The organism is Marinobacter zhejiangensis (assembly GCF_900114775.1).
GTDB lineage: Bacteria > Pseudomonadota > Gammaproteobacteria > Pseudomonadales > Oleiphilaceae > Marinobacter > Marinobacter zhejiangensis.
Genome location: NZ_FOUE01000004.1, coordinates 434245 through 460905 on the forward strand (window position 1 = coordinate 434245; position 26661 = coordinate 460905).

Sequence of the window (26661 nt, forward strand, 5' to 3'; positions counted from 1 at the left end):
TCACGCAGGTTGCTTGTGCAACGTATAGTTATTGACAGAACTCCAAGGTGGCGGGTAAACCTCACCACTCAGCTTCTCCCAGGAATAAGCGGTGCCGTCGGGCAATGTGGCGATTTCCGCTTCTGTCGGAGTACGGACCTGGGTTAATTGCTTTAGCCGATCCAGCCAGGAAGAGCCTGGATTAATCTCGGGCTCTTCTACCTTCTTTGGTCGTTTGATCCCCCAACGCAGCGCCCGTGCTACCCAGTATCGACTTTGAGCAAACAGACCAAACAGCTTGCCTTTCGCGGGTTCGCCGTACTGGATAGCCGGGCCATCCAGCTAGTCGCCGGTTTCCTGATCGAACTCTAGCCATTTGGCCGTTCTGATGGGCTGATCCGCCCGTTTGGCACAAGGGCCATTCATGGCCACGCCTCCCAAATTGCAATTTAAACGCTAACCAAAACACAGCGTTACCGTTAAACTCAGTAATAAGTTTTTTTGCTCGAATCAGAAAAGGGATGTTTTCATGCTAGCTACCCAGTTGCGCACACTATTCACCTTCCTGGTCTTGATGACCTCAGCCGCGTCAGTTGCGGCGACTGAGGCGGAGGACGCCATTGATCTGCTGATGGAAAAATCAGGATTAACGGAGCAGGTTCAAAGCATTCCGCTGGCGATGAAGGAGGGCATGACGATGGCCCAGCAGCAGAGCCAGGCGATTCCTGACCCGGTGTTTCAGGCCATGCTCAGAAGCGCCGACCGGGCGTTTGTCACTGAGGAAATCCTAACCTCACTGCGGGAGGCGCTGAACACGTCGCTGGAGCCTGCACAGGTGGAGGAGCTTCTGGAATGGTACAACTCGCCACTGGGCATGGAAATCACCCAAGTGGAGCAGGAGAACACCGGCGTTGACGCTCAGGAGCGAATGATGAGCCAGGCTGACAAGCTGCTCGCAGATCAACAGCGAGTTAAGTTTGCCCGCAAGCTGGATAAGCTGTTTGGTGCAACCGATATGGTCATGGACCTTCAGCAGTACACCGGGATGGCGGTTCTCTCAGCCCTGGTGATTGCCAACCAACCAAATGCACCGGTTGATATGACCGCGCTCAATCGCCAGATCTCCAACCAGATCGAAGCGACCCGGCCAGCGGTGGAGCAGGGCATCATCCTCTCCCTGCTGTACTCCTACCAGGGTATCGAGATGTCGAAGCTGGACCGCTATGAAGACTTTCTGATGGAACCCAACACTCGCCACTTCAATGGTGTGGTTCTGGACAGCCTGAACCAATCGCTGGAGCAGGGCATTGAGGAGTTCGCCAAAAGCCTGGCAAACCTGTTAGGCAGCAACCTTCAGCAGAGCTAAGGCCGGGGCGACTACCACTCGACCCGGTCGCCCACCTCAATACTGTTGCTTTCGAAGAAGCCCTGGTTAACCTCCAGGGCAAATCGATACCGGACACCCGCCGGATAGATCGGGCAAGTCGGCTGCTGGATGCAGAGATCCATAGCCTTGATCGAGCCGATGGTGCCGTCTTCATCGAGATAGGCAATATCCAGCGGGATCAGGGTGTTCTGCATCCAAAAACCGAAGCTCCCGCTGCGGGACACCTCGTATACAAACAGCATTCCACTGTCCCACGCCATCGAATCCCGCCCCATCAGCCCCACGCGCCGCTCACTGGGAGAGTCGGCAATTTCGGCCGTCAGGGTGACGACCTTATCGCCGGACACAATGCGTACGGAACGCTTTTCAAGCTCCGGCGAGGGCGGCACATCAACCACAGGACGATGACTGCAGGCACCAATCGCCAGCGTAGCCGCGGCTAGCACCAGCAGTTTTCGAGTGGACTGAAACGCGGGATTAACCTTGATCATGAGCGCAACCGATAACCGGATTTGAAGATCCACCAGATCGCGGTCATGCAACCCAGCATAAAGACCAGCGTCATGGCGACACTGATGCCCACATGTATATCAGAGACACCATAGAAGGCCCAGCGGAAACCGCTGATCAGGTACACCACCGGGTTAAACAGAGTGATGGTTTGCCAGATCTCGGGCAGCATGTCGATGGAGTAGAAGGTCCCCCCGAGGAACACCAGCGGCGTCACAATCATCAAGGGAACAATCTGCAGCTTCTCAAAACCATCGGCCCAGATGCCGATGATAAAGCCGAACAAACTGAAGGTGACCGATGTCAGCACCAGGAACGACACCATCCAGATGGGGTGAAGGATGGTGTAGTCAACAAAGAGCCGGGCCGTTACCAGGATGATCACCCCCAGGATCACCGACTTGGTGGCCGCCGCGCCGACATAGCCCAGAACCACCTCCACGTAGGACACCGGCGCTGACAGCACCTCATAGATGGTGCCTGAGAACTTGGGCATGTAGATGCCAAAGGAAGCATTGGAAATGCTCTGCATCAGCAGGGATAGCATAACCAGACCGGGGATGATGAAGGCCCCGTAGCTGATGCCGTCGATTTCCCCCATCCGGCTGCCAATGGCTGAACCAAACACCACAAAATACAAGGAGGTGGAAATGACCGGCGAGGCAATGCTCTGCATCAGGGTCCGCCACATCCGCGCCATCTCAAAGCGGTAGATTGCTTTGACTCCGTATAGATTCATTCCTGTCTCCAGCTATGGCGTCACGCTTATTCGTGGACGAGCCCAACAAAAATCTCTTCGAGCGAACTCTCGCGGGTCTGCAGGTCGCGATACTCGATCCCCATCTCTCCCAACTGCCGAAGCAACCGTGCTACGCCAGCCTGCTGTTGCTGGGAGTCGAAGGTATACACCAACTCAAAGCCATCTTCCGACAGCTCAATCGGCTCCGCAGCCAGCTCTCCGGGGAGCGACTCCAGCGGCTGCTGCAACAGCAGGCGCAACTCTTTCTTGCCCAGCTTTGCCATGAGCTGATCCTTACCCTCGACGAGGATAATTTCACCCTGGCGGATAACCCCGATACGGTCCGCCATCTCTTCAGCTTCTTCGATGTAGTGGGTGGTCAGGATAATGGTAACGCCATTGGCTCTCAGCCCCCGAACCATCTCCCACATGTCTCGACGCAATTCCACATCGACACCGGCGGTGGGCTCATCAAGAAACAGGATGCGGGGCTCGTGTGACAGCGCCTTGGCGATCATTACACGACGCTTCATTCCACCGGACAGGGACATAATCCGGCTGTTGCGCTTGTCCCAGAGCGACAGATCCTTGAGAACCTTTTCAATATGGGCAGGGTTGGCCGGCTTACCAAACAGGCCACGGCTGAAGGACACAGCGTCCCACACCGTTTCGAAGGCGTCGGTATTGAGCTCCTGCGGAACCAGCCCAATGGCTGATCGCGCCGCCCGGTAATCACGGACAATATCGTGGCCAGAGGCAAGCACGGTACCGCTGGAGAGATTGACGATCCCACAAATGATGCTGATCAGCGTAGTTTTGCCAGCACCATTGGGGCCAAGCAGAGCGAAGATCTCGCCCCGTTGGATGTCCAGGTTAATATTCTTGAGCGCCTGGAAACCGCCTGCATACACTTTGCTCAGGTTCCGGACCGAAATGTCAGGTTGCACGGAGTTCCCCTATGTTCGCTTGGATCAAAGTGCTGAATTTTCTCACGTCTTTACCCAAGGGTAAAAGAGCGAAATGTACGTGATGGCCGCTAAACGCCCGTATAATAGCGAACTTCAGTGAGAGGAGGGGTTCAAGTGGTGCGTGGTGTTGTTATAGCGATTATTTTGGTGGGGCTGCTGGCTATGGTGGCATTGGCGCCAAGGTGGTTAATGGAACTGTCGGGAAACCAGCCTGAGACAGACCAGCCTGCGTGCAACCTGGCCCATGAACCCTGCACCTGGGACGTTGACGGCTCACACTGGCAGGCCAGCCTAACCCAGCTGCCGGATGAACAAGGCAGCGCTCGCTTTCGCTTTTCCATCAAGACCAATGCCACCATCGAACGAATGCACGGCGTGCTTCGCGGCGAATCCATGTACCTGGGCGAATACCCCGTATTGCTGACATACAGCGACTCCGAACAGGAGTGGCAGGGCGTGTTTACACCGCCGGTCTGTACGGTTCAGGACATTATGGTCTGGCGCATCGACCTCGAACTCCCGGGGCGACCCGCACTCAACGCAGGCCAGCGCCTGCTGTTTGAGGTCCACCGCAAGTAACGCGACCGCATTTGCTGTTAGAATTGCGGATCGTTTTTTCAGGCATCAAGGATTGATAACGCTATGGATTACGCAAACGGCGTCCAGCACGTTTTACTCAGAAAAATTCACAAGGCCGAAAAGGAAGTCATGCAGCTCAAGCTGGATTATTGCCGCTTTGTCTTTGGGCTGAGCCATCGGTCAAGCGTGGTTGCCGGCGGAAAGGTATTCCGGGTCAGCGCGGTCGATGTGGAGAGCATGAAACTGCGCCAGGATGGCACCTACACAAAGCCCTCACTGAGCGGGGTTCCCGCCGAACCGGAACAGGCATCGGAATCGGTCGAGATCGGCAACGAATGGACTCTGGCCAGCGAAGGGGCTTAACCAAGCCCCTCAGATAAAGGCGTTGTTTGTAATCGCGGTATTGAGTGCGCTCTCACCTGGAATGAAGTGGTGAGCCTGCCAGTGCTCAGCGCCCTCCAGACCACTGCGATAACACGCCAGATATATTGGGCAACGGGTCAGGTGCACCATTGCCTCCCTGGCATCCTCTGCATCAAACTCCAGCTTTCGCCCCATCAGCTGACTAACAACCCCCATCACCCGCTCAGAATGGCGCTCAGCAGGAGCAACAAGCGCCCCAGCGGCACCGTACATCCAGGCCGCAGCGTATTGTTTGATGGACAGCGGCGACTCCACAAGCACCAGATGACTGTTGCGGCAAACCCTATCCTGAAGACCAAAGAGAATGTGTAGCTGGGTAATAAGCTCGGTACGATCCGTTGCGGGGGAGAGTGCGGCGCGGTGGGACTCATCACCTTGCCGCTGGTAGACACACGACTCCATAGCCGCGCCATCCGAAACCGTCACGCCCATGCCAGCTAAGGCGAAACTCTCCCCCCGCGCCAGGTCGGTCATCCGGTAGCCCAACACGAAGAACAAACAGGCCAACCCCAATTCGGCACCGACTACAATCAGGCTTTCCAGCATAACACTCCCAATAGCTGTAACTGTTAACGAATTTATTGTAACAACATGTAACGTCCAGCTAAGTGGAAGCAGTCGCAGTTTTGGAGTTTTTAGGTGCCAGGCAATAAAACTGTGACCAACCCGGCACGGCGAACGGAAGCCAGTTCTCGCGGAAAGCTCGCGACAGGCACCTGAACCTAACCCTAGCAGGTGGGCAACGTCTGAAGTGCAAGGCGGCCGCGAATAAACCGGGACAGTTTATCGATGCCGATGTTCAGGAGGGCGGTTACCCCAATCAGGATAAGGGCGCGATCGAACTGAATATTCTGGATCGCGCTGTCGACGAAAAAGCCCAGCGTGTGGATCCCGAGTATGCCGAGAATTGCGGTTTCCCGCATGATGATTTCCCAGCGATAGAACAGCAGCGCCAGGAACGAACGATAGACCCTTGGAACAATCTCGAAGCCGTACCGGCTCAGCCCTCGGGCGGCGTCTGGCCGCAACCCGATGCTACTTGACTGCCGCCCGACCAGATGACCGATGATCCCGCCATTATGAAGCGCCAGCGCGACCACTGCCGGCAACATTGAGGGCCCCCAGATCTGCAGCAGAATATAGGCCAGCATGTATTCCGGGGTTGATCTCAGGATGACCAAAAACACATGCCCGCCTACCCGGGTTGGCCGGTTGCCGAATTGGCGCGAGATCAGCGGGAACACCAGCAGGGTAATAAGGCCGGTCAACACCAGCGCCATCTGGGTCAACAGCAGGGTATTCCAGATACCCGGCAGGGCCTCGGTTACCGCAATATCTGCAAACCAGTCAGCCAACCCCGCCCAGCCATCTCCCTGCCGCAGCGGCGCCGGAATGATATCTTCGGTGAAAAATCGCGACACATTGCCCCACACAATCGGGAAGCCATCTCCCAGACAGAACGGCGCAGCAGCGAGGTAAAACGGCAACGTCTGCCGCCTTAACCAAAGCGGGATGGTCGCGATCAACAGGTAGAACAGAATGAGCATTGCTCCGGCTTCGGAGTACAGCCCCTGGGCAAATGAGGACTCCAGGTAAAAGCCCAGCGTTGGAAGGCCGACAAAACCAAGAACGGCACTGGACCTGAGACCACACTCAAGACGATAAGCCGTGTAAGTCTTGATCTGCTCCCAGCACTGGGGAATCCGGGCATACAGGTAGCTGGACACCACGCCGGTTCCCCTGGGCAGCGCCCGGGATGGTTCAGGATCGACTTCGTCCAGGATTTCGGAATAGACCTTGGCAAAGATGCCACAATAGGGAATTGCAATGGCCAGCACACCGGTTAACGGGTGAAAACCAAAGAACTGTAGAAAAATCAGCGCCCAGAACAGCTCATGAACGGATCGGATAACGGAGCAGAAAACCCGCACCGCCGTCCACTTGAAGGCCAGTGCCAGCAAGAAACCAAAGACGCTACCCAGGGCAACACCCACAAACGCAAAGGCAACGGTTCGAAGCAGGGCAGTGGCCAGGCCCTGATAGGAAAAGAAATCCGGCGTCACCAACCCAAGAAAGAAATTACCCAGATCTTTCCATGGGTTTGCCGCGGTGATCGACAGGTCCGCAAAAAACGCACAGCCTATGGCTATCGCCAAAAACAGCAGACTGACACGAACAGTGGGGTAGGCGGACATAAACGGCATGGATCAGTACAGTGGCAGGATATCGGCCGTTGAAAGCCGGTTGCTTGGCTCATCCAAGGCGATGACACCGTCGCTGATCCCAACAATCCGGTTGCAGTACCGAAGCGCAAGATCAACATCATGTAAGGCAATGAGGGCACTTCTGAAGCGTTCTGATAACAGTTCCATGACCCGGTTGGCCATTGGACCATCGAGGGCAGAAACCGGCTCATCAGCGATCAGTGCAGACGCACCCTGATAGATCGCGCGGCCAATAGCTACGCGCTGGCGCTGACCACCGGACAGCGAGGCAAGCGGAACCCATTGTTTGTCTGAGATCGCCAACGCCTGCAGGACCTCGCACACCTCGGCGCGATCCTTCTTGAACGGGCGAACCAGCGACAGCGCGTTATACCAGCTGGAGCGCTGATTAAGGCGCCCCATATACACGTTATGAAACACTGGCAGCGCCGGAACCAGCCCCAGGTCCTGAGGAACCAGGGCAATGTCCGACCCACACTGCTGCCAGGCAAGCTTGAGCAGAGTGGACTTGCCCGCGCCGCTTCGACCAACGAGTGCAACCCGTTCGCCATCAGCAACCGTCAGGGACAGCGGGCCTAACACCCGCCGGCCACCGAAAGACGCAGAAAGATTGCTCAGCTCAATAACGGACATTAATCCAGGACACCAATCTGCTCGGCAACGGCCCGGATTGGCTCATAGTCGTCATTTGAAGCAGGAATGAAGCGGGTACGGGGGAAGCTGGCCAAAAGTTCTGGGTCGTCCAGCTCAAGCAGCGCCTGCTGAACGCGCTCTTTGAAGCCTTCACCAAACCGCTCGTCAACGTCACCACGAACAGTCCACTGGTAGTCCGGATAGGTAGGCGTTCTCCAGATAATTTTTACGGAATCGGTATCAATGGTGCCATCGGCCAGCTCTTTTTCCCACACCTGGAAGTTGAGCGCGCCAACCTCGAAGGTTCCGGCCTCAACCAGTCGCAGGGTACGGGTATGGTTGCCACTGAAGCCAACACGGGAGAAGACCTCTTCAGGGGCTGCATCGAAGCGCTCACGCAGATAGAACTCCGGCATCAGGCGACCTGAAGTGGAACCTTTTGAACCGAAAGTGAACGTGCGGTTACGAACGTCATCAGACAGGGTCTCCGCTTCTTCAAGGCCGGTGCTGCTGTGAGCGATAAAGTAAGTCTCAAAGGCCTCATCTTCCTGGCCCTGGGCCAGCGCCTCAGACCCCGGCACCAGTCGGCGAGCCTGAACACCGGACAATCCACCGAACCAGGCCAGCTGAACCTGGTTGTTGCGGAATGCCGTCACCGCTGCCGCATAGGACTTAACCGGCACGTAGCGTACATCCACGCCAAGCTGTTCAGCCAGGTAATCAGCAACACCCTGGAAGCGCTCAATCAGTTTGGTTTCATCTTCATCCGGAATGGCAGTAAACACGAAGGTGTCTGCCATTGACGCTGAAACCGAGGAAAACGCAAGGGCCAGCGCCAGCAAAGCGCGACGCACCATAAGCTGCAGCATGTGAGCATCCTTATTCATTGAGTCAGGTTGAGGAGGGGAGTCACCCCCTTATTAGAAGGGCTCCAAGGATACCCGGAAATCGTCGCGCCATGTAGCTCCAACCACCGAAAAAACGGTGCGACAGGTCAACCCCGAATAATGATGGGCTCAAGCTCACCTGATCGGGCCAACACCTTGCCGATGGCGACCGCAGATGAGTAACCAAGCCGGTGCAATTCCTGCAGGCAGGACTCAACCCGGCCTTCCGGAACTCCGGCCAGCAGCCCACCAGCGGTCTGAGGGTCAAACAGCAGCGGGTAGCGAGGGTGCTGACCCCATACCTGCTGATCCCGGATGCCCCGCCTCAAACGGACGTTCTCCGGCTGCAGAGAGCTGAGAATCCCCTCAGCGACGGTTTCTTCGGCACCCTCAAGTATCGGAAGGGCAGACAACTCCAACTCCACATCGACATCCGAAGGTTTGGTCATCTCAAGCAGGTGACCCAGCAGCCCAAAACCAGTGATGTCGGTGCAGGCAGTTGCGCCATGCTCCCGGAGGCACACTGCCGCCGCCTGACTGGACTGAACCATCGAGTTCAACGCCCCATCAATCCAGCGTCCCTTCGCCTGGAGTCGGCCATGGGCGGCAAACAGGGTTCCGGTGCCCAAAGGCTTGGTGACCACCAGAACATCGCCGGGTTTCAGCCCACCCTTGCTAAGGACTTTGTCGGGATCAATCAACCCATTCACCGCAAAGCCGACGGCCAACTCACGCCCCTCACCAGTATGCCCACCAACGAGCGCGCAACCGGCGGCATTGAGAACCTCCAACGCGCCGGCCATCATTTGGTAAACGGTGTCTTCCGTCTTCGATTCAATCCCGTAGGGGATGGTCGCAATTGCCGTCGCACTCTGAGGCTCAGCGCCCATGGCATAAATATCGCCAAGGCTGTGATTGGCCGCCACCTTGCCAACGATGTAGGGGTCATCGATAAACGCCCGGAAAAAATCCACGGTATGAACCACCGCCTTTCCGGCGGGCACCGTCAGTACCGCCGCATCATCCGGAGCATGAAGTCCGACCAGGACATCATCCCGCTGCACAGGCTGAAGCTTGCCAAGGGCTCTCGACAACACCGTGCTACCCACTTTTGCACCACAGCCACCACATCGCATCGCGAGGGCCGAGACAGCTTGAAGGGCATCCTGCTCATTCAGCGCCGCACCGGTATCGACGCTACCCACCGCACCTGCCATGTCCGGAAGCTCATTGAACTTCGCCATAAAGCGGCGGTCGATCCAGTCTTTCCAGCGCCACAACCATCGACCCTGGGCGAATGCGTTGCCCCGGGAGGCGACGGCAAAGCGATCTCCAGTGCTGATCAGTGCGAGCCACCGTTTTTGCGGATGGTAGGGCTTGGGCGCCTGGCCCTGCGCCAACCGGCACAAATTGTCAGCCAAGGGGCGCCCCTGGCGAACGGCAAATACCCCCGCTTTCTCACGTGGATGATTGACCATATGCGCGATATCGCCTGCGGCGAAAACCCGCGGGTCGTCCAGGCTTTGCAAGGTGTCTCCAACCTTGATAAACCCATGCTCGTCCAGTGCAAGCCCCGATTCACGGAGCCAGGGCTGACCGCCAGCGTGAGTGGCCCAGAGAACCTCGTCAACAGCAATACTTTCGTTATCGTCCAGCATCAGCCGGTGAGCACCGACCTGTGTCACTGCAGAACCCAGATGAAGATTTACTCCGCGTTCACGGAGTATGTCCTCAAAGGCTTTCCTTACGCGGGGATTATGGGTAGGCAAGATCTGAGCGGCGGTGTCGACCAAATGGAAGGTGAGCTGACTGCAGTCAACACCACGCTGAGCGAACAAACGCTGCAATCGATACTGCATGGCAAGCGTCAGTTCAACACCGCCAGCGCCCGCACCAACAATCGCGATGGACAAAGGACCAATATGCGCCCCCATTCGATCGAGAAGACGCTGCCAATGACTGTCGAATCGATTGATCGGCTTAACGGCGGTTGCGTATTCAGCTGCACCGTCTACGTCGGCAAGCCTGGGGGAGGAGCCAATATTGATAGAAACAAGGTCATAGCGGACCTCTGGACGCCCTTTGCAGCGCACAACCTGTGCTGAGCGATCAAGCCCAATAACTTCGTCACGATAGAATCGGGCGCCTGCGTATTCAGCCAGCCGGCTCAGGTCGATATGGACGTCATCGTATTGGTAATGCCCGGCGATGTATCCGGGCAGCATTCCGGAATAGGGGGTATGGGTATCGCGGCAAATCAGGGTGAGGCGTACGCCAGGAACGGGGTTCATCGCAAAACGCTTCAGAACCCCGACATGACTGTGACCGCCACCTACCAGGACTATGTCCTGTAAAACAGGTTGTTCGGTCGTTTGCATTAAAGCAGCTTCTTGGCTTCACCGGACCATTGATCAAAGCCCTTCATTTTTGCGAAAGCCTGAAGCTTCTCTTTTTCAGCGGCAGAAGGGTTGGCAATCTGGTCGATTGTATTGATGCCCAGGTCAGCCATTTTCTTCGCGGTAGCAGGGCCAATACCCTTAACCTTGGTCAGGTCATTTTGGTTGACCGGCTTGGCAGCCTTTGCGGCAGGCTTCTTCGCCGCTGCAGCAGGGGCCTTCTTGGCCGGAGCAGCTTTAGCCGCTGGCTTTTTAGCAGGCGCTGCAGGCTTTGCCTTGGCACCACCGGCCGCTTTTTCGACAGACTTAACGACTTTCTCTACCGGCTTGGCGGTCTCGGGGGCCTTGCCCGCAATACCCAGACGCTCCATGACAGCATTCTGGATATCCTGGAATTCACCAAGACGGCGCTCCAGCTCATCGTGGAAACGCTTCATCTCGCGCTCACGCATATCGTCAATTTCACGAAGCAGCTTCTTGACCGGATCCTGAATCTGGTTTTGCAGGGTATCAAACTGCTTGAGCGCGTCGTTGATCAGTTTTTCAACCTGGGCAGAGGTCTTTTCGAACTCTTTGTTAACCTTTTTTACGATCTTGTCGACGCTTGGCTTTGCTTTTTTCGCCATGATGGCTTTCTCCCGATGTGTCAGTGTTTCAGCTAAATCTGTCGTTAAACCGCCGCTGTGCACCAGCGCTGTTATTATTGGAGCTTTATATTACAACAAGTTAGTGCCAGCTATGCTGGGCCGGGCAGGGCTGCCCGCAACATGGAAAGGTCAGGCCATTTGCCTCAGGCTGGACGATGGCCCGGACGAACGCCTCGAGCGCAGTGACTGCTTCTTGGTCACCACGTCCCGTATACGCTTGAGCTGTTCAACAATCGGGGAGTTTGGATTTCCATCATTTTTAATAAAATCAATGGAATAAAAGAAGTTGCTACAGTGCTTTCTTCGCTCCGTGATCAAACCGCTCACCCCTTTTGCACGAATACTGTCAAAGGGCATATCCATCACCAGATCCAGCTGTAACGTATCTCCCGGATTGAATACCTTATCGGTTTTGAGCACACAACCGAATTGATTCAAATCAAAGAGCTGGGCTTCGACAAGCTCCTTTCTGAAAAGCCCATGCTTGACCTGGAAGCAGGCGACAAGATCCGGTATTGCTTCGTTCATTTATTCGTTATCCATCATTATTCGTTGGCGCTGCCGTCGCGGCGCCTGAGACACTGGCTGATTAAACAATAGTCATCGCTGAATCGTTTTGCAATGATCTCAAGTTGATAGCCTTGGTGTCTCATGCATTTCGTCAAATCCCATAAATTTCCCGCCGGCGATCCTTCAGGTTGGTCACCGACCCCTCATTGCGCACCAGCTTCAGCTTTTCCAGGTCCAGATCGGAAAACATGATCATCTCTGTATTTGGCGTGGTCTCTGCCATCACCGCATCGTGGGGAAACGCAAAGTCGGAGGGCGAAAATACCGAGGACTGGGCGTATTGTACATCCAGATTTTCCACTTTCGGCAGGTTTCCAACACTCCCGGTGATCACGACATAGCACTCATTTTCAATGGCCCTGGCCTGGGCGCAGTGGCGAACTCTGAGATAGCTGTTTTTGGTATCGGTCCAGAAAGGCACACAAATGATATCAACACCGTCATCCGCAGCCATCCGCCCAAGCTCAGGAAACTCAATGTCGTAGCAGATCATGATCGCCACTCGCCCGGCATCAGTTTCGAACACCTGGAACCGATCGCCGCCTTCAATCACCCAATCCCGGCGTTCATGCGGCGTGATGTGAATTTTCATCTGCTCATCAACCCGCCCGTCACGGTGGCAGAGATAAGAGACATTGTAGACCCGGTCATCAACCAGTATCGGCATCGACCCAGTCACGATATTGATGTTGTAGCTGACCGCCATTTCCGACATTTCATCGCGAAACTGCTGAGTAAAGCCGGCCAGGAAGCGGATCGCCCGGGTCTGGTCAATCTGGTCTGTCAGCCCCATCAAAGGCGCGTTAAAAAACTCAGGGAAGAGGGCGAAGTCACTTTTATAGTTCGACAGCGCATCCACGAAGTACTCAACCTGGCGCAGAACCTCTTCAACTGACCCGAACTCGCGCATCTGCCACTGAACCGCCCCCATCCTGACCTGCGTCTTTTTGGCCTTAAGTACAGCCTGGGGCGGGGTGTACAGAATGTTTCGCCACTCCAGCAAGGTGGCGTAGCCAAGGGACTTTTTGTCCTCCGGCAGATACTTGTGCATCAGGCGGGTTACCTGAAAATCATTGGAGAGCTGGAAGGTCAGGATCGGATCGTACACTTCCCGTCGCGCCACCCGCTGAATGTAGTCCTCCGGGCTGTTCTGGTCAGCGTACTTGAAGTAGCCAGGAATGCGCCCACCCGCGAGAATACCCCGCAGATTCATCGAGCGGCACAACTCCTTTCGGGCCTCATAAAGCCGGCGTCCCAAACGGTAGCCCCGGTACTCCGGATGAATAAAGACATCCAGCCCATACAGCGAGTCGCCTTTCGGGTTATGGAGGATCTTTTCATTCCGGAGAATCAGGTCGTCGTAGGTGTGAGGATTGCTGAAGCGCTCATATTTGACGCACACCGTGAGGGCCACAGCCACTAACTCGCCCGAATCCTCAATACAGATCTGCCCATCCGGGAACTGAGCCACCAACGCCTCAATGGTTTCCCGGGGCCACGCCCCGCCGATGTCATCGTATATTCGATCCATCAACTCCCTGAGCTGATCATAGTCGTCAGCGGCCAGGTTACGGAGATTCAGGTGGAGTTCTTCATGCGCCATATTGCGAGTCTCCTGGGTCAGAGGCTATTACCACGGATATTAGACCAAGACGGCACAAGGAATCGACTGCGGCCATGACCCTAGCGGCCAATCCGCGCCTTGAGTTCGTCCAGGGTGCGCTGCCCAACCTCTGCCGAGTCCTGGCCAAGGTAGGGATTATCGAGAACCAGCAACGTTCGCCGTTCCAGGTGCAACTCATCCAAAGCTGCACCGTAAAAGCGATCGAGAAACTCGGCAAAACTGCCATCAAGAATGGCTCTATCCATCCCCAACTGAAGACGCTGGGCCGCTTCAGTGTCATCTGGCCCAACAAAAAAATACGAAAGCATCGGGTAGGCGAGAAGCAGGTCCGGCTCGACCGTCAGGCTCGGATCATTCTCAAGTTCAAGATCAAACAACACCTCGCTGACACCTCGGGCGAAGCATTCGAACCGCTGGTTTCGGAGCATTCTGAACAACGTTTCGTATCGGGCGTTTGCGATCACCTCAATACCATTGACCTGAAGGATGCTTGAGTCCGGCCAATGCAACCCCTGACCAATCCGAAGCCCCCGCTCGGCAAAATCTGCAATGGTCTCAACACCTCGAAAACGCTCCACCTGCGCCTTGCTGACCACGCACACACGAAACCCAAGCAGGCCACCGTCAATCGGGACGGGGATGGCCATCAACTCTTTTTCACGTTCAACTGAAGTTGCTACGGCAGCGATATCAATCGCCGTTTGATGGGGCTTGGATAGCTCAAGGAGGGCTCGCCCCTGAACCATCTCGACACTTCGTTCGATCCGGTAATCGCCGTACTCCGGCGTCTTACTCAGGGCCAGGTTAACCAGCTCATAAATAGCCGGACTGTCGAAATTTCGATACCACAGAATGTAGCTTCTGACCGGGCGATCTTGATTCGTCAGAACCTGGTCATGCAGGACGTGCGTTTCCGAGCCGACCGCAAACCCCGGCACAAAACCACAGAAGAGCAACCAGCTGAATGCCGTTATGCCAATACCACTACGTACCGCCATACACCATCAGACTCCGTTCTGACTACAGGGAGGCGAGTTCCTCCAGGAAAACTTCGCCATACTTTTCCAGCTTGGCCTTACCTACACCGCTGACCTCAGACAGCTCTACCATCGAGGAAGGCCGACGTTCGAGAATCTCCATCAGGGTCGCATCGTGGAAGATGACGTACGGCGGAACCCCTTGCTGTTCGGCCAGCCGTTTCCGGCAACTCCTTAACGCCTCCCAGCCCTTCTGATCGGTAATATGCTCCCGGGCTGGCGAGCGCCCGCGGGTTCGGGACGATGTTTTTTTGACCGGGTCCTTACGCAGCAGAACAACATCTTCACCCCGCAGGAGTGGCCGACATTCGGGCGTCAGCTGGAGCGCTCCGTACCCTTCAGGGTCAGCGCGCAGATAACCGTTCGCGACCAGCTGGCGAAATACTGATTTCCATTCACTGGCCGAGAGTTCACTGCCGATTCCGTACGTGGAAATCCGGTCATGACCGGCCTGGGCGATGCGATCATTTTCGCTGCCTCTCAGCACGTCAATCAGGTAGGTTACACCAAATCTCTGTCCCGTCCGATACACACAGGACAAGGCTTTTTGAACCGCAACGGTTCCGTCCCAGGTTTCAGGGGGCGTCAGACACGTATCGCAGTTTCCGCAGGGCGAATCCAGACTATCGCCAAAATAGCGCAGCAACACCTGCCGGCGGCAACTGATGACCTCACACAACCCCAGCATCGCGTCCATTTTCTGGCGCTCAACCCGCTTGAACTGCTCGTTACCCTGAGACCCTTCCAGCATCTGGCGCAGTTTGATGACATCCTGAAGTCCATACACCATCCAGGCCGTTGACGGGTTTCCGTCGCGGCCTGCTCGACCGGTTTCCTGGTAATAGGCCTCCAGGCTTTTCGGCAGGTCCAGATGGGCTACAAACCTCACGTCTGGCTTGTCGATGCCCATACCGAAGGCAATTGTTGCAACAACAATCACACCGTCTTCCCGCAGAAACCGTTCCTGGTTATGCGCCCGTTCCTCGGGTGGCAGGCCGGCATGATAGGGAAGGGCGTTATAGCCGTGCTGACTCAACATCCGCGCTGTGGCCTCAACCTTATTCCGGGACAGGCAATACACCACCCCGGAATCACCTTCATGCTCCTCTTTAATAAAATCTAGCAACTGCTTGTTTGCATTTGTTTTAGGGGTAATTCGGTACTGAATATTAGGACGATCAAAACCGCTAATAAAATGGCGTGCGTCCACCAGTGAAAGGCGCTGCGCGATTTCCTGGCGCGTCCGCTCGTCAGCCGTCGCCGTCAGGGCGATTCGTGGCACACCAGCAAACTCTCGCGCCAACAATTCAAGGCCGAGGTAGTCTGAGCGGAAATCATGCCCCCACTGGGACACGCAGTGCGCCTCATCAATAGCAAACAGGGCGATAGACACCCGGTGCAGCAGCTCCAGGGTTCTCGGTTGCAACAACCGCTCCGGCGCGCAGTACAGCAGGTCCAACTCGCCCGTCATCAATTCATTTTCAGTCGCCCAGGCTTGCTGGATGTCCATGGTTGAATTGAGGTAGGCCGCCTTTACTCCTTGCTGGCGGAGCGCAGCGACCTGATCCTGCATCAGCGCTATCAGGGGAGAAACGACGATGGCAGTGCCTGGTCTTGCAAGGGCCGGGATTTGGTAGCACAGAGACTTGCCGCCGCCGGTGGGCATCAGAACGAGGGCGTTATCACCACCAATAACGGTACGGACAATATCTTCCTGAAGGGGACGGAAGCCCTCATAGCCGAACACCTGGCTAAGAATGTCTTCTGGCGCACGCCGCCCGGCAACCGGCTTTTCCGGGGATAGATTCTCGAAGTCCGTCGGTATGGAGATATCGGTCACAGCGCAATTAGCCAAGTTAAACAGAATGTCGCGGAATCATAACAGAAAGGCCGGACAAGAAGTCGGATAAGCGGCTACAATAGCGCCATTTTGCGAGCCGACCGCCCCCAGCTGCACGGAATGGCGCGGAGACCATAAACACCAAGGCCCGCCAAGACATCACATAATAGGAATTTCATGCAGGAATTTGACGCGATTCGTCCGTATACCGACGAGGAAACCCCCGCCGCACTGGACCGGCTGGTTAACGACTCCGAGTTCCTCGACCTTATTGCGCGATTCAAATATCCGACGATCAGTCGCTGGCTGCCGGGCCTGATTCGAAACAGAATCCGGAACTGGCTGCTATCACGCTTTGCATCGGTGCGCCGCATTGATGAAATCCAGAGCGAGCTGTACGAGCATGTTGAACACTTGATCGAAAACACCACCACCCGGGTCACCCAAACCGGCCTTGAGAACCTGGACAAACAGAAAGCGTACCTGTTCATCTCCAATCACCGGGACATCGTTTTCGATCCGCTGGTCGTCAACTACCTGCTTTACCGCCAAGGGTTTGAGACCACTCGCATCGCCATTGGCGACAATCTGCTTGAAAACCGCGTATTTGCCGAACTAATGCGCCTGAATAAAAGCTTTGTGGTTCGACGGAACCTGCAAAGCCCCCGGGAAATGCGGGATGCGTTCCAGCTGCTGTCGTCGTTCATTAACCACAGCATCGAAACCAAACACAGCATCTGGATTGCCCAGCGCGAAGGACGCGCCAAAGACGGCCTGGATCAGACCGACCCCGCCATCATCAAGATGTTCTACATGAGCCAGAAAAAAAGCGGTCTGGACTTTAGCGACGCCATGAACAAACTGAACATTGTTCCGGTGTCGATTGCCTATGAATACGACCCTTGCGATGCAGACAAAGCCCGCGAGCTGGAAATTCGCGCCCGCACCGGCGAATACACCAAGAAGCCCGGGGAAGACACTGACCAGATCATGAAGGGCATGACTGGGTTCAAAGGGCATGTCCATGTCCATTTCGGCGCCGCAATCAGCAATGCGCCTGACAACCCTAAAGACCTGGCTGCCGCCATCGACCAGGAAATGCACGCGCATTACCACCTTCATGCTTCCAACCTGGTGGCTTACGACCAGCGCAGCCAACACCCCAACGCCCACAGCACAACGCCTGAAACCTCGGACACCCTGGTGACGGCCGAAGCCTGGAGCCCTGCTGAGCTGGATGCAGCTGAGTCGGAGCTAAACCGCCGCCTGGAAGCCTGCCCCCAGCAGATCCGGCCATTCCTCCTCGACATCTACGCCAACCCGGTGACGAGCGCACTGGCAACAAAAGAGTAGTGGTGTACACTAACTGATCAGGCGCAATTATCCGCACGGCCTTCAGGCTCAAAGCCTGACATGAATAATAATAAGCGGACAGGTTGGGGGAATTCGCATGGAATACCGCCGATACAAGCGGGTACCGGCTCGTTTGACGTTACTTATTTACAGAAGAGGGGCCTTGGTCGCCACGGGCATGCTGAGAAACATCAGTAAAAGCGGCCTATTCATATCAACGCACGGCCCCGACCTTGATCTTGATCAGGAAGTAGAGATCGAGTTCAACCTGCACGGTCGCCACACATCCGGCAGCCAGCGAATCCGAGCAAAGCTGGTGCACCAAACCCCTACAGGCATTGGAGCACAGTTCGCTGGCGGGGGAGACAAGGAGTCACCCGTTCTCAGAGCCTTGCTGAGCTGGGTAAAGGAAACCAACCTCCTGATTGGCCGCCCACGCACAGAGCAAGCAGCCGCACTCTGATCAGTTTCTCCAGAAGCCCGGTGACAACACCACCACGACACTGAGAATTTCGAGACGCCCAAGAAGCATACCGGCACACAGTATCCACTTGGCAGCTTCAGGCAGGGAGGCGAAGTTACCAGCAGGGCCGATGACCGCTCCCAGCCCAGGGCCCACGTTGGTCAGCGATGTCAAAGCCCCGGAAAGACTGGTGACGAAGTCCAGGTGCAGCGCCGCCAACGCCAAGGTGATCAAAAGCAGGCACAACAGGAAGATAAACGTGTAGGCAATCATCGAGGTGATGATCTCATCGCTTACCGGCCGGCCGTTAAAGTTTCGCGTCAATACCGCGCGAGGGTGAAGGAGCCGCATTAACTGCTCTTTCAGTAGGATCAATGACAGCTGGAAACGAAAAATCTTCATCCCACCGGACGTGGACCCGGAACAGCCGCCCACAAACATCAGGAAGAAGAACAGGGCAAACGATAGCGAGCCCCAGGCGCCGTAGTCTTCTGACGCATAGCCAGAGGTTGTCACCACGGACGTCACGTTAAACAGCACCGAGATGTAGCCGGAAACGATGTCGAAGTCATCAGTAACAAACCACCGGTACAGCGTCAGGAAGAAAGGCACAAGCAGAAGGATCGAAACAAACAGACGAACCTGCTGATCCCGCCACAAAACCCCACGCTGCCCGTGCATCTCCCGCACAAACAGGAAGAATGGCATCCCGCCGATCGCCATGAATATGGTCGCCTCGAACAGAATCAGATCAGAATCGAACTTCCCCATTGAGAGGTCGGAGGTCGAATAGCCGCCAGTCGCAATACTGGTCAAGCCATGGTTGAACGCATCGAACAGCGTCATCCCCGACACCCAATACACCAAGACCGCAATCACGCTGAAGACCACGTAAACCAGCAACAGCCCACGGCTCAAGGTTTTCATGCGGGGCAGGGCCTTATCGGTCCATTCGGATGATTCGGTGGCGAACAGCCGCATTCCGCCCACCCGAAGGAAAGGCAGGACCGCAACGAACATACCGATAATTCCGATGCCACCAATCCATTGAAGGATCGACCGCCACAACAGGAGATCCTGGTCCAGGGAATCGAGCCCGACAAGAACCGTCGCGCCGGTGGTGGTAATGCCCGACGTCGCCTCAAAGATGGCATCGGTCAGGGATATACCCGTATCACTTAAATAGAACGGCATGGCGGAAACCAGTGAGATAACCAGCCAACTGGATACCGTGAGAACAAACATGTAACGAGGCTTTAGGTCCCGGGGTTGACGGTACGAGACCAACATACCCAGAATTCCGGCCGTGAACACCAAAGCCGCGGACTCCGCGAACGCAATGGCATTGGGCGCACTGGCGTTAAGAAGGAGCAGGGGAGGTAGTGTCATGAAAATGCTGAGCAGCACAAACATCACACTGACGATAAAAATTACCGGATAAAGGTTTCTCAAGGGATACTCTGTCTTGATCCAGACCAGCCTCACAGTCGAGCGCCAGCATACCCTCGACCTTACCCCACTGCAATCTTCGCAAGCGCGAATTGAATTGCGCGCACAGGTGGCGCAGAGTGGGAATGTACAACGTAACTTCAACCCCGGGGCATACCATGAACCATCTCGCCCACCTTTTCCTGGCACCGGCAAACGCGGAGATCCGTGTCGGCGCGCTATTGGGCGACTTTTCCCATGGACTGGAATCCCAAAAACTACCTGAACGCGTTCGTGCAGGCCTACAGCACCACCGGGCCGTCGATGCCTTCACAGACAGCCACCCCCAGGTTCTGGCTGCGAAAACCCTCTTTTCGCCTCAACGACGGCGCTTCGCGGGCATAGCTCTTGACGTACTGTTCGATCACTACCTCATACGCCACTGGCAACAGTTCTCAGAGGTCACCCTGGAGAGCTTTATCGGCGAGGTCTATCAAGACCTCGCCCGTAACCGCCACCTCATGCCAGAACGTATGGCCGCCGTCACTAGCAGAATGATTCTGGATGACTGGTTCTCAGCCTATCAAGACCTGGACACCGTGGGCTTTGTTCTTGACCGACTGGCTGGCCGAATCCGGTTTAGCAACGAATTTTCAGGCGCACTCGAGGAAATTATCCCCAATGACACACAACTGGAAGAACACTTTCTGGCGTTCTTCCCTGACCTCATTACTGCCGCTCAGGCAGAATCGGGCAGGGAACGCTGATCCCTGACCGGGGTGTCATCTTTCTGGTGATAACTCGTCACCTGGTTCCTGCCAGACTCCTTGGCCCGATAAAGCGCATGGTCGGCCGCAACAAACAAGGCTTCCGCTGACTCGAAACGCTCAACATGCAGCGATGCCACACCAAAACTTGCTGTCAGACCAAACCCTTGCGCCGTTTCCCGCTCAACCGCCGAACGAATCCGTTCCGCCACAAACACTGCCTCCCGCTCATTGATTTCAGGCAGAATGATCACAAACTCTTCTCCGCCATAACGGCATACCGTGTTGGGCTTCCTGACATTCGCCTTGAGAATTCCGGCCACGGTCTTCAAAGCTGCATCACCTTTGGCATGGCCGTGGGTGTCGTTGAACTGCTTGAAGTTATCAATATCAACAACGATAAGCGCAAGATCCTGCTGATTTTGCAGAGCACGCGCGAACTCAATGGCCATCTGGTCATTGAAGTAGCGCCGGTTGTAGAGCTGGGTGAGGGCATCGGTAAAACTTTCTGCCTTGAGCTCGTTAAGGCGACTGGCCACCGCCAGGCTCAGCAGCACCATTTCAATCAGGGAGCCGATCTGGAAAGCGTTCTGGGTAAAGAAGTTATGGGGAAGCAAACCAAAGGTCTTCGCCATGTACACATACACCGACAGCAGCAGCGCAGAGAAGGCGATCATGTAGTAACGGGCAGTTCCCGTCCCCCTGGCTAACGCGAGCAGACCCAGAATCACCATGTGAACACAGATAGCGACCGTCAGCACCGAAAGCACGATGATCATGAAGTGGTAGCTGACAAACGGCGCCGCAACCGCCGATATCAGTGACGCCATTTGCAGAAAGTACGCCACCGCATCGCCCCGCGGGGAGATTTCCGAGGAGTTCAGAATTGTTCGACTGAACAGCGTCCCGCCAAACAGCGATATCCCCAGCAACACAAGCAACGCCTTGTTCACCAGGAACGGGTAAGCCGGAGCCAGGAACTGGAAGCTGATGCCGTTATGAATGGACATATAGAGCCCATAACTGGCGAGGTAAATCAGGTAATAGGAAAAGGCCCGCTCACGAACCATGAGGTACATGAACAGGTTATAGATCAGTAGAACGAGGAATCCGCCATAGTAGATACCAAGCGCAAGGTACTCCCGAACCGCCATGTTAAGGAAATCGACCGGGGCATGGGCAAACAGCCCAATATTGATCGCCCCCTGGGATTCAAAGCGCACATAGACAGTCCGCTCGCTGTTCGGTGGAAGCTGCATGGGAATGAGAAACAGCCGATGCTCGACTGGACGAGTGTCAAAGGCCCTGAGATCGCCAGTCGCCAGGTGTTGCTGGAGACCACTTTCATCGACGTACCAGGCATCGAACCAGTCAATCAGCGGATAATCCTGCCGAACAATAACTTCCCGGGACTGGTCACTTGGGTTGGCCAGGGTGAATCTTGCCCACCAAGCCGACGTCGAAAACCCGAAGTTTGAGGATTTCCCGTTCAGCGACTCAAACTTCCCGGCATAGTCGAGACTTTGAACCTGCTCAAACTCAAGCGTTCCGTCAGGATCCTCGAGCAACTCAAGATGCCCTTCGAGATCAATACGCTCGCCGGACGTTATATTTGCCGGGGAAACCAAGCCGGATACAGAATCTTCGCCAATCCCTGCGCTTGAACCCATACCCGCCTGTGCCACCACGCTCGATATGAGCGCGAGCAGGGTACAAAGAACCACTCCATAATGACGCATACCAGACTTAGCCAACTTGCTCCTCAGGCCTGAAACAGGAGGGAAACCAATTTGTTTGTATTATTAGCAGCCCAACATAGTAGCGATAAAAATAGGGCATTTATAGATACAAAATGCAGTTCCTCACTAAATAACCGAAAGCAGGGCCCAGGCGCGCGCGCAAAAGGCCCGAAAGGCTTGCTCAGCCAGACAAAATAGACCCTCAAACACCCACCCTCATGTCGTCTATCCTTGTTGTAGCTCAACAACACATCATTGCCAGAGGAAATCAGAGATGACCATCCGAATCGTCACTATTTGCGGGAGCGTTCGCCCAGGAAATTACACCAGAATGGCGCTGAATGTTGCCACCGAGAAACTCAATGAAGCGCCCGGGGTCGTCGTTGAAGACATCAGACTGGAAGACCTCGACCTGCCATTACCAGGCCTGCCTGCCAAGAACCCGGAGGCCATCGCACGATTCCAGAAGACCGTCAGCGAAGCAACCGGCGTGCTGTTGGCATCACCCGAATACCATGGCGGCATCAGCAGCCCCATGAAACTGGCCATCGACAACCTGGGTTTTCCAAGCAACCTCGCAGGCAAACCCATAGCCATCCTTGGTGTCGCCGCCGGGGTCATCGGCGCTATCAAATCCAGCGAACAACTCCGGGCAATTTGTGCCCACGTGGGTGCTGTACCACTACCTCTGGCGGTATCGGTCCCAAACATTCAGCGGACGTTCAACGAACAAGGCCAATGCCAGGATCCAAAAACCGAAGAGTTGATTGGCCGCTCCGCAACAACCCTGCTGGACTACATCAATAACGCCGTTTGCCCAAAAATAAGCCTGGAAGCGCTGCTGAGAGAGCAGGAGGCCTAACTGCCCAACCCGGGAAACCACCATTAACAGACCATTAAAGGACTGTTATACAAACATAATTTCCTGGAAAACACCCCAGTAGCGGTGCAATGATCGGAGAAGTAATGCTCCTTATCTCTTTGTAAAGGAAACGGGAAATGAAAAAATCTCTGTTGCTCGCCCTCAGCCTGAGCGGCGCCGCTGCCCTGAGCACCACTTCAGCTGTTGCAGGCGACATCTATAAATCCGGAGGTGTTGGCGCCTACGCCGGTGCAAACTACACCTTCGCCAATATTGATTTTGGCAATGCGGATGCTGATGTTGGCACTTTGGGCGCGAAAGTAGGCGTCATGGCAACTCCGTTCTTTGGTGTGGAGGCCCGGGGCGGGTTTGGCGTCGATGATGACAGGGTAGGCGGTGTTGAAGTGGCCTTGGACAACTATTTTGGCGGATATGCCACCCTGAACCTGGCTAACGAATCGCCAGCCACGCCATACGCCATTATCGGCTTCACCCGAGTGGAAGTTGAGCTGGACAACGGCTTCATGTCCGTCAAAGAAGACGAGTCCGACTTGTCCTATGGCTTGGGAGTCAACATCGAAATGGCGCCCCAGATTTCCGGCAACCTGGAGTACATGCGCTACTTCGACAAAGACGACGTAACCGTTGACGGGCTTGGACTTGGGGTAACCGTCACTTTTTGACGGGCATTGTCAGCACCCACAGCTTAAACGGGCGAAGCCTGCTTCGCCCGGTAACCGATGTCAGTCAGCAGGGTTTCATGGTGCATGATGGATATCAGCAGTAACGGGGCGCAATCTCAGGTTAGTCTTTCAACAACCCACGCTGTATTTAACATAATATACATTATGCGCACTGGCATGCGGTACAGATAACGCTGGGAAACGGGCCAATGGACGACCAAAACAAGGCACTTTCAGCTCTAACTCCAACAATCAACCAAAAAAGCCCCTTCAAAGAAGAGGCAAATGGAGAGCACAACAACGAGCTAGCCACCTTCATTCTGGTATCTGGAGCGGCGCGTGCCCTTCTGGACCTAAGGAGCTATACCCACCATCGACATGCAACTCCGCACCAGTTATGTAATTGGCATTACTCGACGCAAGGAATGCCACCACCGCCCCAACATCAGCCGAACTACCAACTCGAGAGAGCATGTTATATGGCGCCGACATTTGATCCGCCTTTTCTTGACTTCCGTTACAAATATTAGAAATCGGATCGGACCAGATATGCCCTAAAACAGCCAAATTGACGCGAATACCTTCTTTTGCATAATCAACAGCCTGGGCCTTTGTCAAATGCTTGAGTGCGGCCTTGGACACCGGGTATGCCCAGCGACCAGCATGGGGAAACTGCCCTGAAACTGATCCAATGTTTACAATCGCCCCCTTGGCTTTTGCGAGGAACGGACGGGCAATCTCTCCGAGAATTGCTGCGGATACAATATTGACATTCAGCGTATCGAGCCACGTCTTTCGGCTAGTCGAGGCACCTTCGTCGCCATACACACATGCATTATTGACAAGAACATCAATTTTCGAAAATCGATCATGCGTTTCCTTGATCAAACGCTCTATTTCATCATCGTTTTTTAGATCAGTCTTTATAAAGCATGCTCTATCGCCAAGGTCTTTCACCAATTCATTCGCACGACCCTCACTACGCGCAGCAACAACCACAGTAGCGCCACAGGCATGCAGGTGTCGGACAATCCCCTCGCCAATTGACGCCGCACCACCGGTTACAATAACTACTTTCTCTTTAAGGTCTTGCATAACGCTCCTCCAGATTACTCGCTACACCACGGGGCTTATTTCTCTTCTTAAGAGCCGTATAACAACTGGCGTACTGAGAGGGGTTCACGACAAACAGCCACTGTTTGAATTTCGTCCACCTGGAGAGGCTCAGGTTGGAGATTTCCAGAATTTCATCCATTTGGCGCAGCGAAAATGGAACAACATACGTGCCTTTAAAATAGTTCCCGTCTGTACGCTTATCCGCCCACCGAAGACGCTCGTCAACGTATTCTTGTTGCTGAGCCTCGTTTGGCAAGTCAACCCCACCCCTTAAATACTCCGAAACGAACATTGCCGCCGTCTCACAGCTAAGCTGACTGAAAAACGACGAGTTGTAACCAACAAACGCGAGCCCCGGGACGCCGACGGGGATAACCTGCTTGTATAGATTGAAATCGCCATTCTCTTTGGTTAGCTTTTTCATCATGTCATCATCAAAGAATGAAATTTCCTGATGAAACCCTGTACCGGCTACAACAACATCCGCCTTCAGCCTTGTACCGTTTTCCAGATAAATATATTCATCCGAAAACCGATCTATTTTTGTATCTCGATGAACTTTTATCTTACCGCCTTTGACTTTTTTGAAAAAACCATCGGTAGCCAAACTTATCGATGTTCTTGCAATAGTCTCAATAGGTCCATAAGGATATAACCCGCACTCCTTAAGCTTTAATTGCTTAGAAATAATCCAGCCCACCGAGTTAAGTAAAAAATTACGAATAGGCTTCGCGGGTCCATGAATGATCTTATCGAATCCCTTTAATTCGATATACGGAAACAGGCCCTCACCAAAACGTGTCAAGAACAGATGCTTAAAATTCAGCACCCCACCAATTTTCTTGGGCACCTTCCAAATAATTTTTCGTGCCACGACATCGGTAGATTCAGCGACCTCCGCTATTGAATTCGCTGCATCGCACGATGATTTCCCGTAACCAACAACTACAACACGCTTCCCTTTGACGTCACTCAGGTCATTTAACTCAGAGGTGTGAATTAGCTTCCCTCCGCGATCTTTCCAAGCCGAAGAGCCCTCAAATTCAGGGATTTTTGGCTTGGAAAATATACCGTTGCATACAACCAAAAAATCAAAAACAGACTCCCTTGTATGCCCGCCAGGACTGCTCTTTGTTTTTAATGACCAACTTTTACTTTCCGTAACATAGTCTGCGCTTACTACTTCGGTATTTAAGGAAATAAGTTCCCTAAACCCGAACTTATTAACATAAGACTCAAAGTATTTTTGCATCTGACTGCCGGTCGGCCATTCAGGATAGCTTTTGGGCATCGGGTGCTCGGAGAGTGCATAGGTTGAACCTGGATTCTGTGTCCCAAGCCCCGGATATCGGCGCGAAGAGGTCCACACACCACCGACCTCGCTATCTTTCTCAAATATTGTGACTTCATACCCAAGTTCATACAGCAGCTTTCCCGTGGATAATCCCGCAAACCCAGCGCCTACGACAGCTATCTTCTTGGCCATTCAATGTCACCTCTTATTTTAATATTGTTGTAAAAATTCTCACTTATGAAGGAATTGAAAACTACTGGTGAGAAACCGTAGAAATTAAGTAAGACTTCTTAGACTCTCATATGCAGAGCGTTACCGCCCGCCAGGACCGCCTTCTCTTGAGACGCGAAGCAGCGCCCCTTAGCGCATCAAGGCTCACCGCCCCAGCTTTTTCGCCGACTGCCCCGCAATACCGAAGTGTTGTTTGGGCATTTCATTGATGATCACCCGGACACTCTCCAATGGCGCGTCCAGCGAGCGGCAAATGGCCTCCGATACTTCCCGGATGAGCG

Annotated in this window: 26 protein-coding genes; 8 read left to right on the plus strand and 18 right to left on the minus strand. The window is 54.6% G+C overall.

What is annotated here, in order from left to right:
* Positions 1-508: 508 nt before the first annotated feature.
* Positions 509-1345: a hypothetical protein gene (locus tag BMZ67_RS14840; RefSeq protein WP_092024072.1), complete on the plus strand. Its 837-nt coding sequence runs from the start codon at positions 509-511 to the stop codon at positions 1343-1345.
* 11 nt (positions 1346-1356) lie between these two features.
* On the opposite strand, the gene BMZ67_RS14845 is transcribed toward BMZ67_RS14840, so the two are convergent.
* Genes BMZ67_RS14845 through BMZ67_RS14855 form a run of 3 tightly spaced genes read right to left on the minus strand, consistent with a single transcriptional unit; the run spans position 1357 to position 3562 of the window.
* Entirely contained in the window at positions 1357-1857 is a 501-nt protein-coding gene (locus tag BMZ67_RS14845; RefSeq protein WP_092024074.1) for a DUF192 domain-containing protein, read from the minus strand.
* Positions 1854-2615 (minus strand): ABC transporter permease, encoded by a 762-nt coding sequence (locus tag BMZ67_RS14850; protein WP_092024076.1) that lies wholly within the window; start codon positions 2613-2615, stop codon positions 1854-1856. Before BMZ67_RS14850 ends, BMZ67_RS14845 begins: the two co-directional genes overlap by 4 nt.
* A 26-nt stretch (positions 2616-2641) precedes the next feature.
* On the minus strand, positions 2642-3562 hold the full coding sequence (locus BMZ67_RS14855; protein WP_092024078.1) for an ABC transporter ATP-binding protein: 921 nt from the start codon (positions 3560-3562) through the stop codon (positions 2642-2644).
* A gap of 210 nt (positions 3563-3772) precedes the next feature.
* On the opposite strand from BMZ67_RS14855, the gene BMZ67_RS14860 reads away from it, so the two are divergent.
* Positions 3773-4162, plus strand: coding sequence for a hypothetical protein (locus BMZ67_RS14860; RefSeq protein WP_092024080.1), 390 nt, complete (start codon positions 3773-3775; stop codon positions 4160-4162).
* A 63-nt stretch (positions 4163-4225) separates the two neighbouring features.
* On the plus strand, positions 4226-4525 hold the full coding sequence (locus BMZ67_RS14865; RefSeq protein ID WP_092024081.1) for a hypothetical protein: 300 nt from the start codon (positions 4226-4228) through the stop codon (positions 4523-4525).
* Between the two features lie 9 nt (positions 4526-4534).
* Here the strand turns inward: BMZ67_RS14865 and BMZ67_RS14870 are convergent, their stop codons facing one another.
* From BMZ67_RS14870 to recQ, 10 genes are all read right to left on the minus strand, one after another.
* Positions 4535-5131, minus strand: coding sequence for a hypothetical protein (locus BMZ67_RS14870; RefSeq protein ID WP_092024082.1), 597 nt, complete (start codon positions 5129-5131; stop codon positions 4535-4537).
* 182 nt (positions 5132-5313) lie between these two features.
* A complete protein-coding gene (locus tag BMZ67_RS14875) occupies positions 5314-6780 on the minus strand; it encodes a PhnE/PtxC family ABC transporter permease (RefSeq protein WP_092024177.1) in 1467 nt (488 codons plus the stop codon).
* 12 nt (positions 6781-6792) lie between these two features.
* Positions 6793-7443 carry a phosphonate ABC transporter ATP-binding protein gene (locus tag BMZ67_RS14880; RefSeq protein WP_092024084.1) on the minus strand — a complete coding sequence of 217 codons (651 nt, stop codon included), beginning with the start codon at positions 7441-7443 and terminating at the stop codon, positions 6793-6795.
* The gene (locus BMZ67_RS14885; protein ID WP_425434249.1) at positions 7443-8300 is read right to left on the minus strand and encodes a putative selenate ABC transporter substrate-binding protein; all 858 of its coding nucleotides are present in this window, start codon (positions 8298-8300) and stop codon (positions 7443-7445) included. The genes BMZ67_RS14880 and BMZ67_RS14885 overlap by 1 nt, the downstream gene beginning before the upstream one ends.
* Positions 8301-8437: 137 nt before the next feature.
* Entirely contained in the window at positions 8438-10708 is a 2271-nt protein-coding gene (gene selD, locus BMZ67_RS14890) for a selenide, water dikinase SelD (RefSeq protein ID WP_092024088.1), read from the minus strand.
* Positions 10708-11352, minus strand: coding sequence for a helix-hairpin-helix domain-containing protein (locus BMZ67_RS14895; RefSeq protein WP_092024090.1), 645 nt, complete (start codon positions 11350-11352; stop codon positions 10708-10710). The genes selD and BMZ67_RS14895 overlap by 1 nt, the downstream gene beginning before the upstream one ends.
* A 150-nt stretch (positions 11353-11502) precedes the next feature.
* Entirely contained in the window at positions 11503-11901 is a 399-nt protein-coding gene (locus tag BMZ67_RS14900; protein ID WP_092024092.1) for a hypothetical protein, read from the minus strand.
* 133 nt (positions 11902-12034) lie between these two features.
* Entirely contained in the window at positions 12035-13546 is a 1512-nt protein-coding gene (locus BMZ67_RS14905) for a bifunctional GNAT family N-acetyltransferase/carbon-nitrogen hydrolase family protein (RefSeq protein ID WP_092024094.1), read from the minus strand.
* An 80-nt stretch (positions 13547-13626) separates the two neighbouring features.
* Positions 13627-14565 (minus strand): type 2 periplasmic-binding domain-containing protein, encoded by a 939-nt coding sequence (locus BMZ67_RS14910; protein ID WP_092024096.1) that lies wholly within the window; start codon positions 14563-14565, stop codon positions 13627-13629.
* A gap of 22 nt (positions 14566-14587) precedes the next feature.
* On the minus strand, positions 14588-16444 hold the full coding sequence (recQ, locus tag BMZ67_RS14915; protein ID WP_425434245.1) for a DNA helicase RecQ: 1857 nt from the start codon (positions 16442-16444) through the stop codon (positions 14588-14590).
* A 177-nt stretch (positions 16445-16621) separates the two neighbouring features.
* On the opposite strand from recQ, the gene BMZ67_RS14920 reads away from it, so the two are divergent.
* Together BMZ67_RS14920 and BMZ67_RS18880 are read left to right on the plus strand one after the other, a co-directional pair.
* Positions 16622-17797 (plus strand): lysophospholipid acyltransferase family protein, encoded by a 1176-nt coding sequence (locus BMZ67_RS14920; protein ID WP_092024098.1) that lies wholly within the window; start codon positions 16622-16624, stop codon positions 17795-17797.
* Between the two features lie 97 nt (positions 17798-17894).
* The gene (locus BMZ67_RS18880; RefSeq protein WP_092024100.1) at positions 17895-18260 is read left to right on the plus strand and encodes a PilZ domain-containing protein; all 366 of its coding nucleotides are present in this window, start codon (positions 17895-17897) and stop codon (positions 18258-18260) included.
* On the opposite strand, the gene BMZ67_RS14930 is transcribed toward BMZ67_RS18880, so the two are convergent.
* The gene (locus BMZ67_RS14930) at positions 18261-19673 is read right to left on the minus strand and encodes a TrkH family potassium uptake protein (protein ID WP_092024102.1); all 1413 of its coding nucleotides are present in this window, start codon (positions 19671-19673) and stop codon (positions 18261-18263) included.
* 194 nt (positions 19674-19867) lie between these two features.
* Here BMZ67_RS14930 and BMZ67_RS14935 point away from each other — a divergent pair, with 194 nt between their 5' ends.
* Entirely contained in the window at positions 19868-20455 is a 588-nt protein-coding gene (locus BMZ67_RS14935; RefSeq protein WP_092024181.1) for an acyl carrier protein phosphodiesterase, read from the plus strand.
* Here the strand turns inward: BMZ67_RS14935 and BMZ67_RS14940 are convergent.
* On the minus strand, positions 20428-22194 hold the full coding sequence (locus tag BMZ67_RS14940; protein ID WP_092024104.1) for a sensor domain-containing diguanylate cyclase: 1767 nt from the start codon (positions 22192-22194) through the stop codon (positions 20428-20430). The two genes, BMZ67_RS14935 and BMZ67_RS14940, sit on opposite strands and share 28 nt — an antisense overlap.
* A gap of 274 nt (positions 22195-22468) precedes the next feature.
* On the opposite strand from BMZ67_RS14940, the gene BMZ67_RS14945 reads away from it, so the two are divergent.
* The gene (locus BMZ67_RS14945; RefSeq protein ID WP_092024106.1) at positions 22469-23056 is read left to right on the plus strand and encodes an NADPH-dependent FMN reductase; all 588 of its coding nucleotides are present in this window, start codon (positions 22469-22471) and stop codon (positions 23054-23056) included.
* A gap of 137 nt (positions 23057-23193) precedes the next feature.
* Entirely contained in the window at positions 23194-23739 is a 546-nt protein-coding gene (locus BMZ67_RS14950; RefSeq protein WP_092024108.1) for a porin family protein, read from the plus strand.
* A gap of 315 nt (positions 23740-24054) precedes the next feature.
* Here the strand turns inward: BMZ67_RS14950 and BMZ67_RS14955 are convergent, their stop codons facing one another.
* The 3 genes from BMZ67_RS14955 to BMZ67_RS14965 all read right to left on the minus strand — a co-directional run.
* Entirely contained in the window at positions 24055-24834 is a 780-nt protein-coding gene (locus tag BMZ67_RS14955; protein ID WP_092024110.1) for an SDR family oxidoreductase, read from the minus strand.
* On the minus strand, positions 24821-26341 hold the full coding sequence (locus BMZ67_RS14960) for a flavin-containing monooxygenase (RefSeq protein WP_092024112.1): 1521 nt from the start codon (positions 26339-26341) through the stop codon (positions 24821-24823). The genes BMZ67_RS14955 and BMZ67_RS14960 overlap by 14 nt, the downstream gene beginning before the upstream one ends.
* Positions 26342-26524: 183 nt before the next feature.
* Positions 26525-26661, minus strand: a 137-nt coding sequence (locus tag BMZ67_RS14965) for a tautomerase family protein (protein ID WP_092024114.1), incomplete at its 5' end; no start/stop codon positions are given.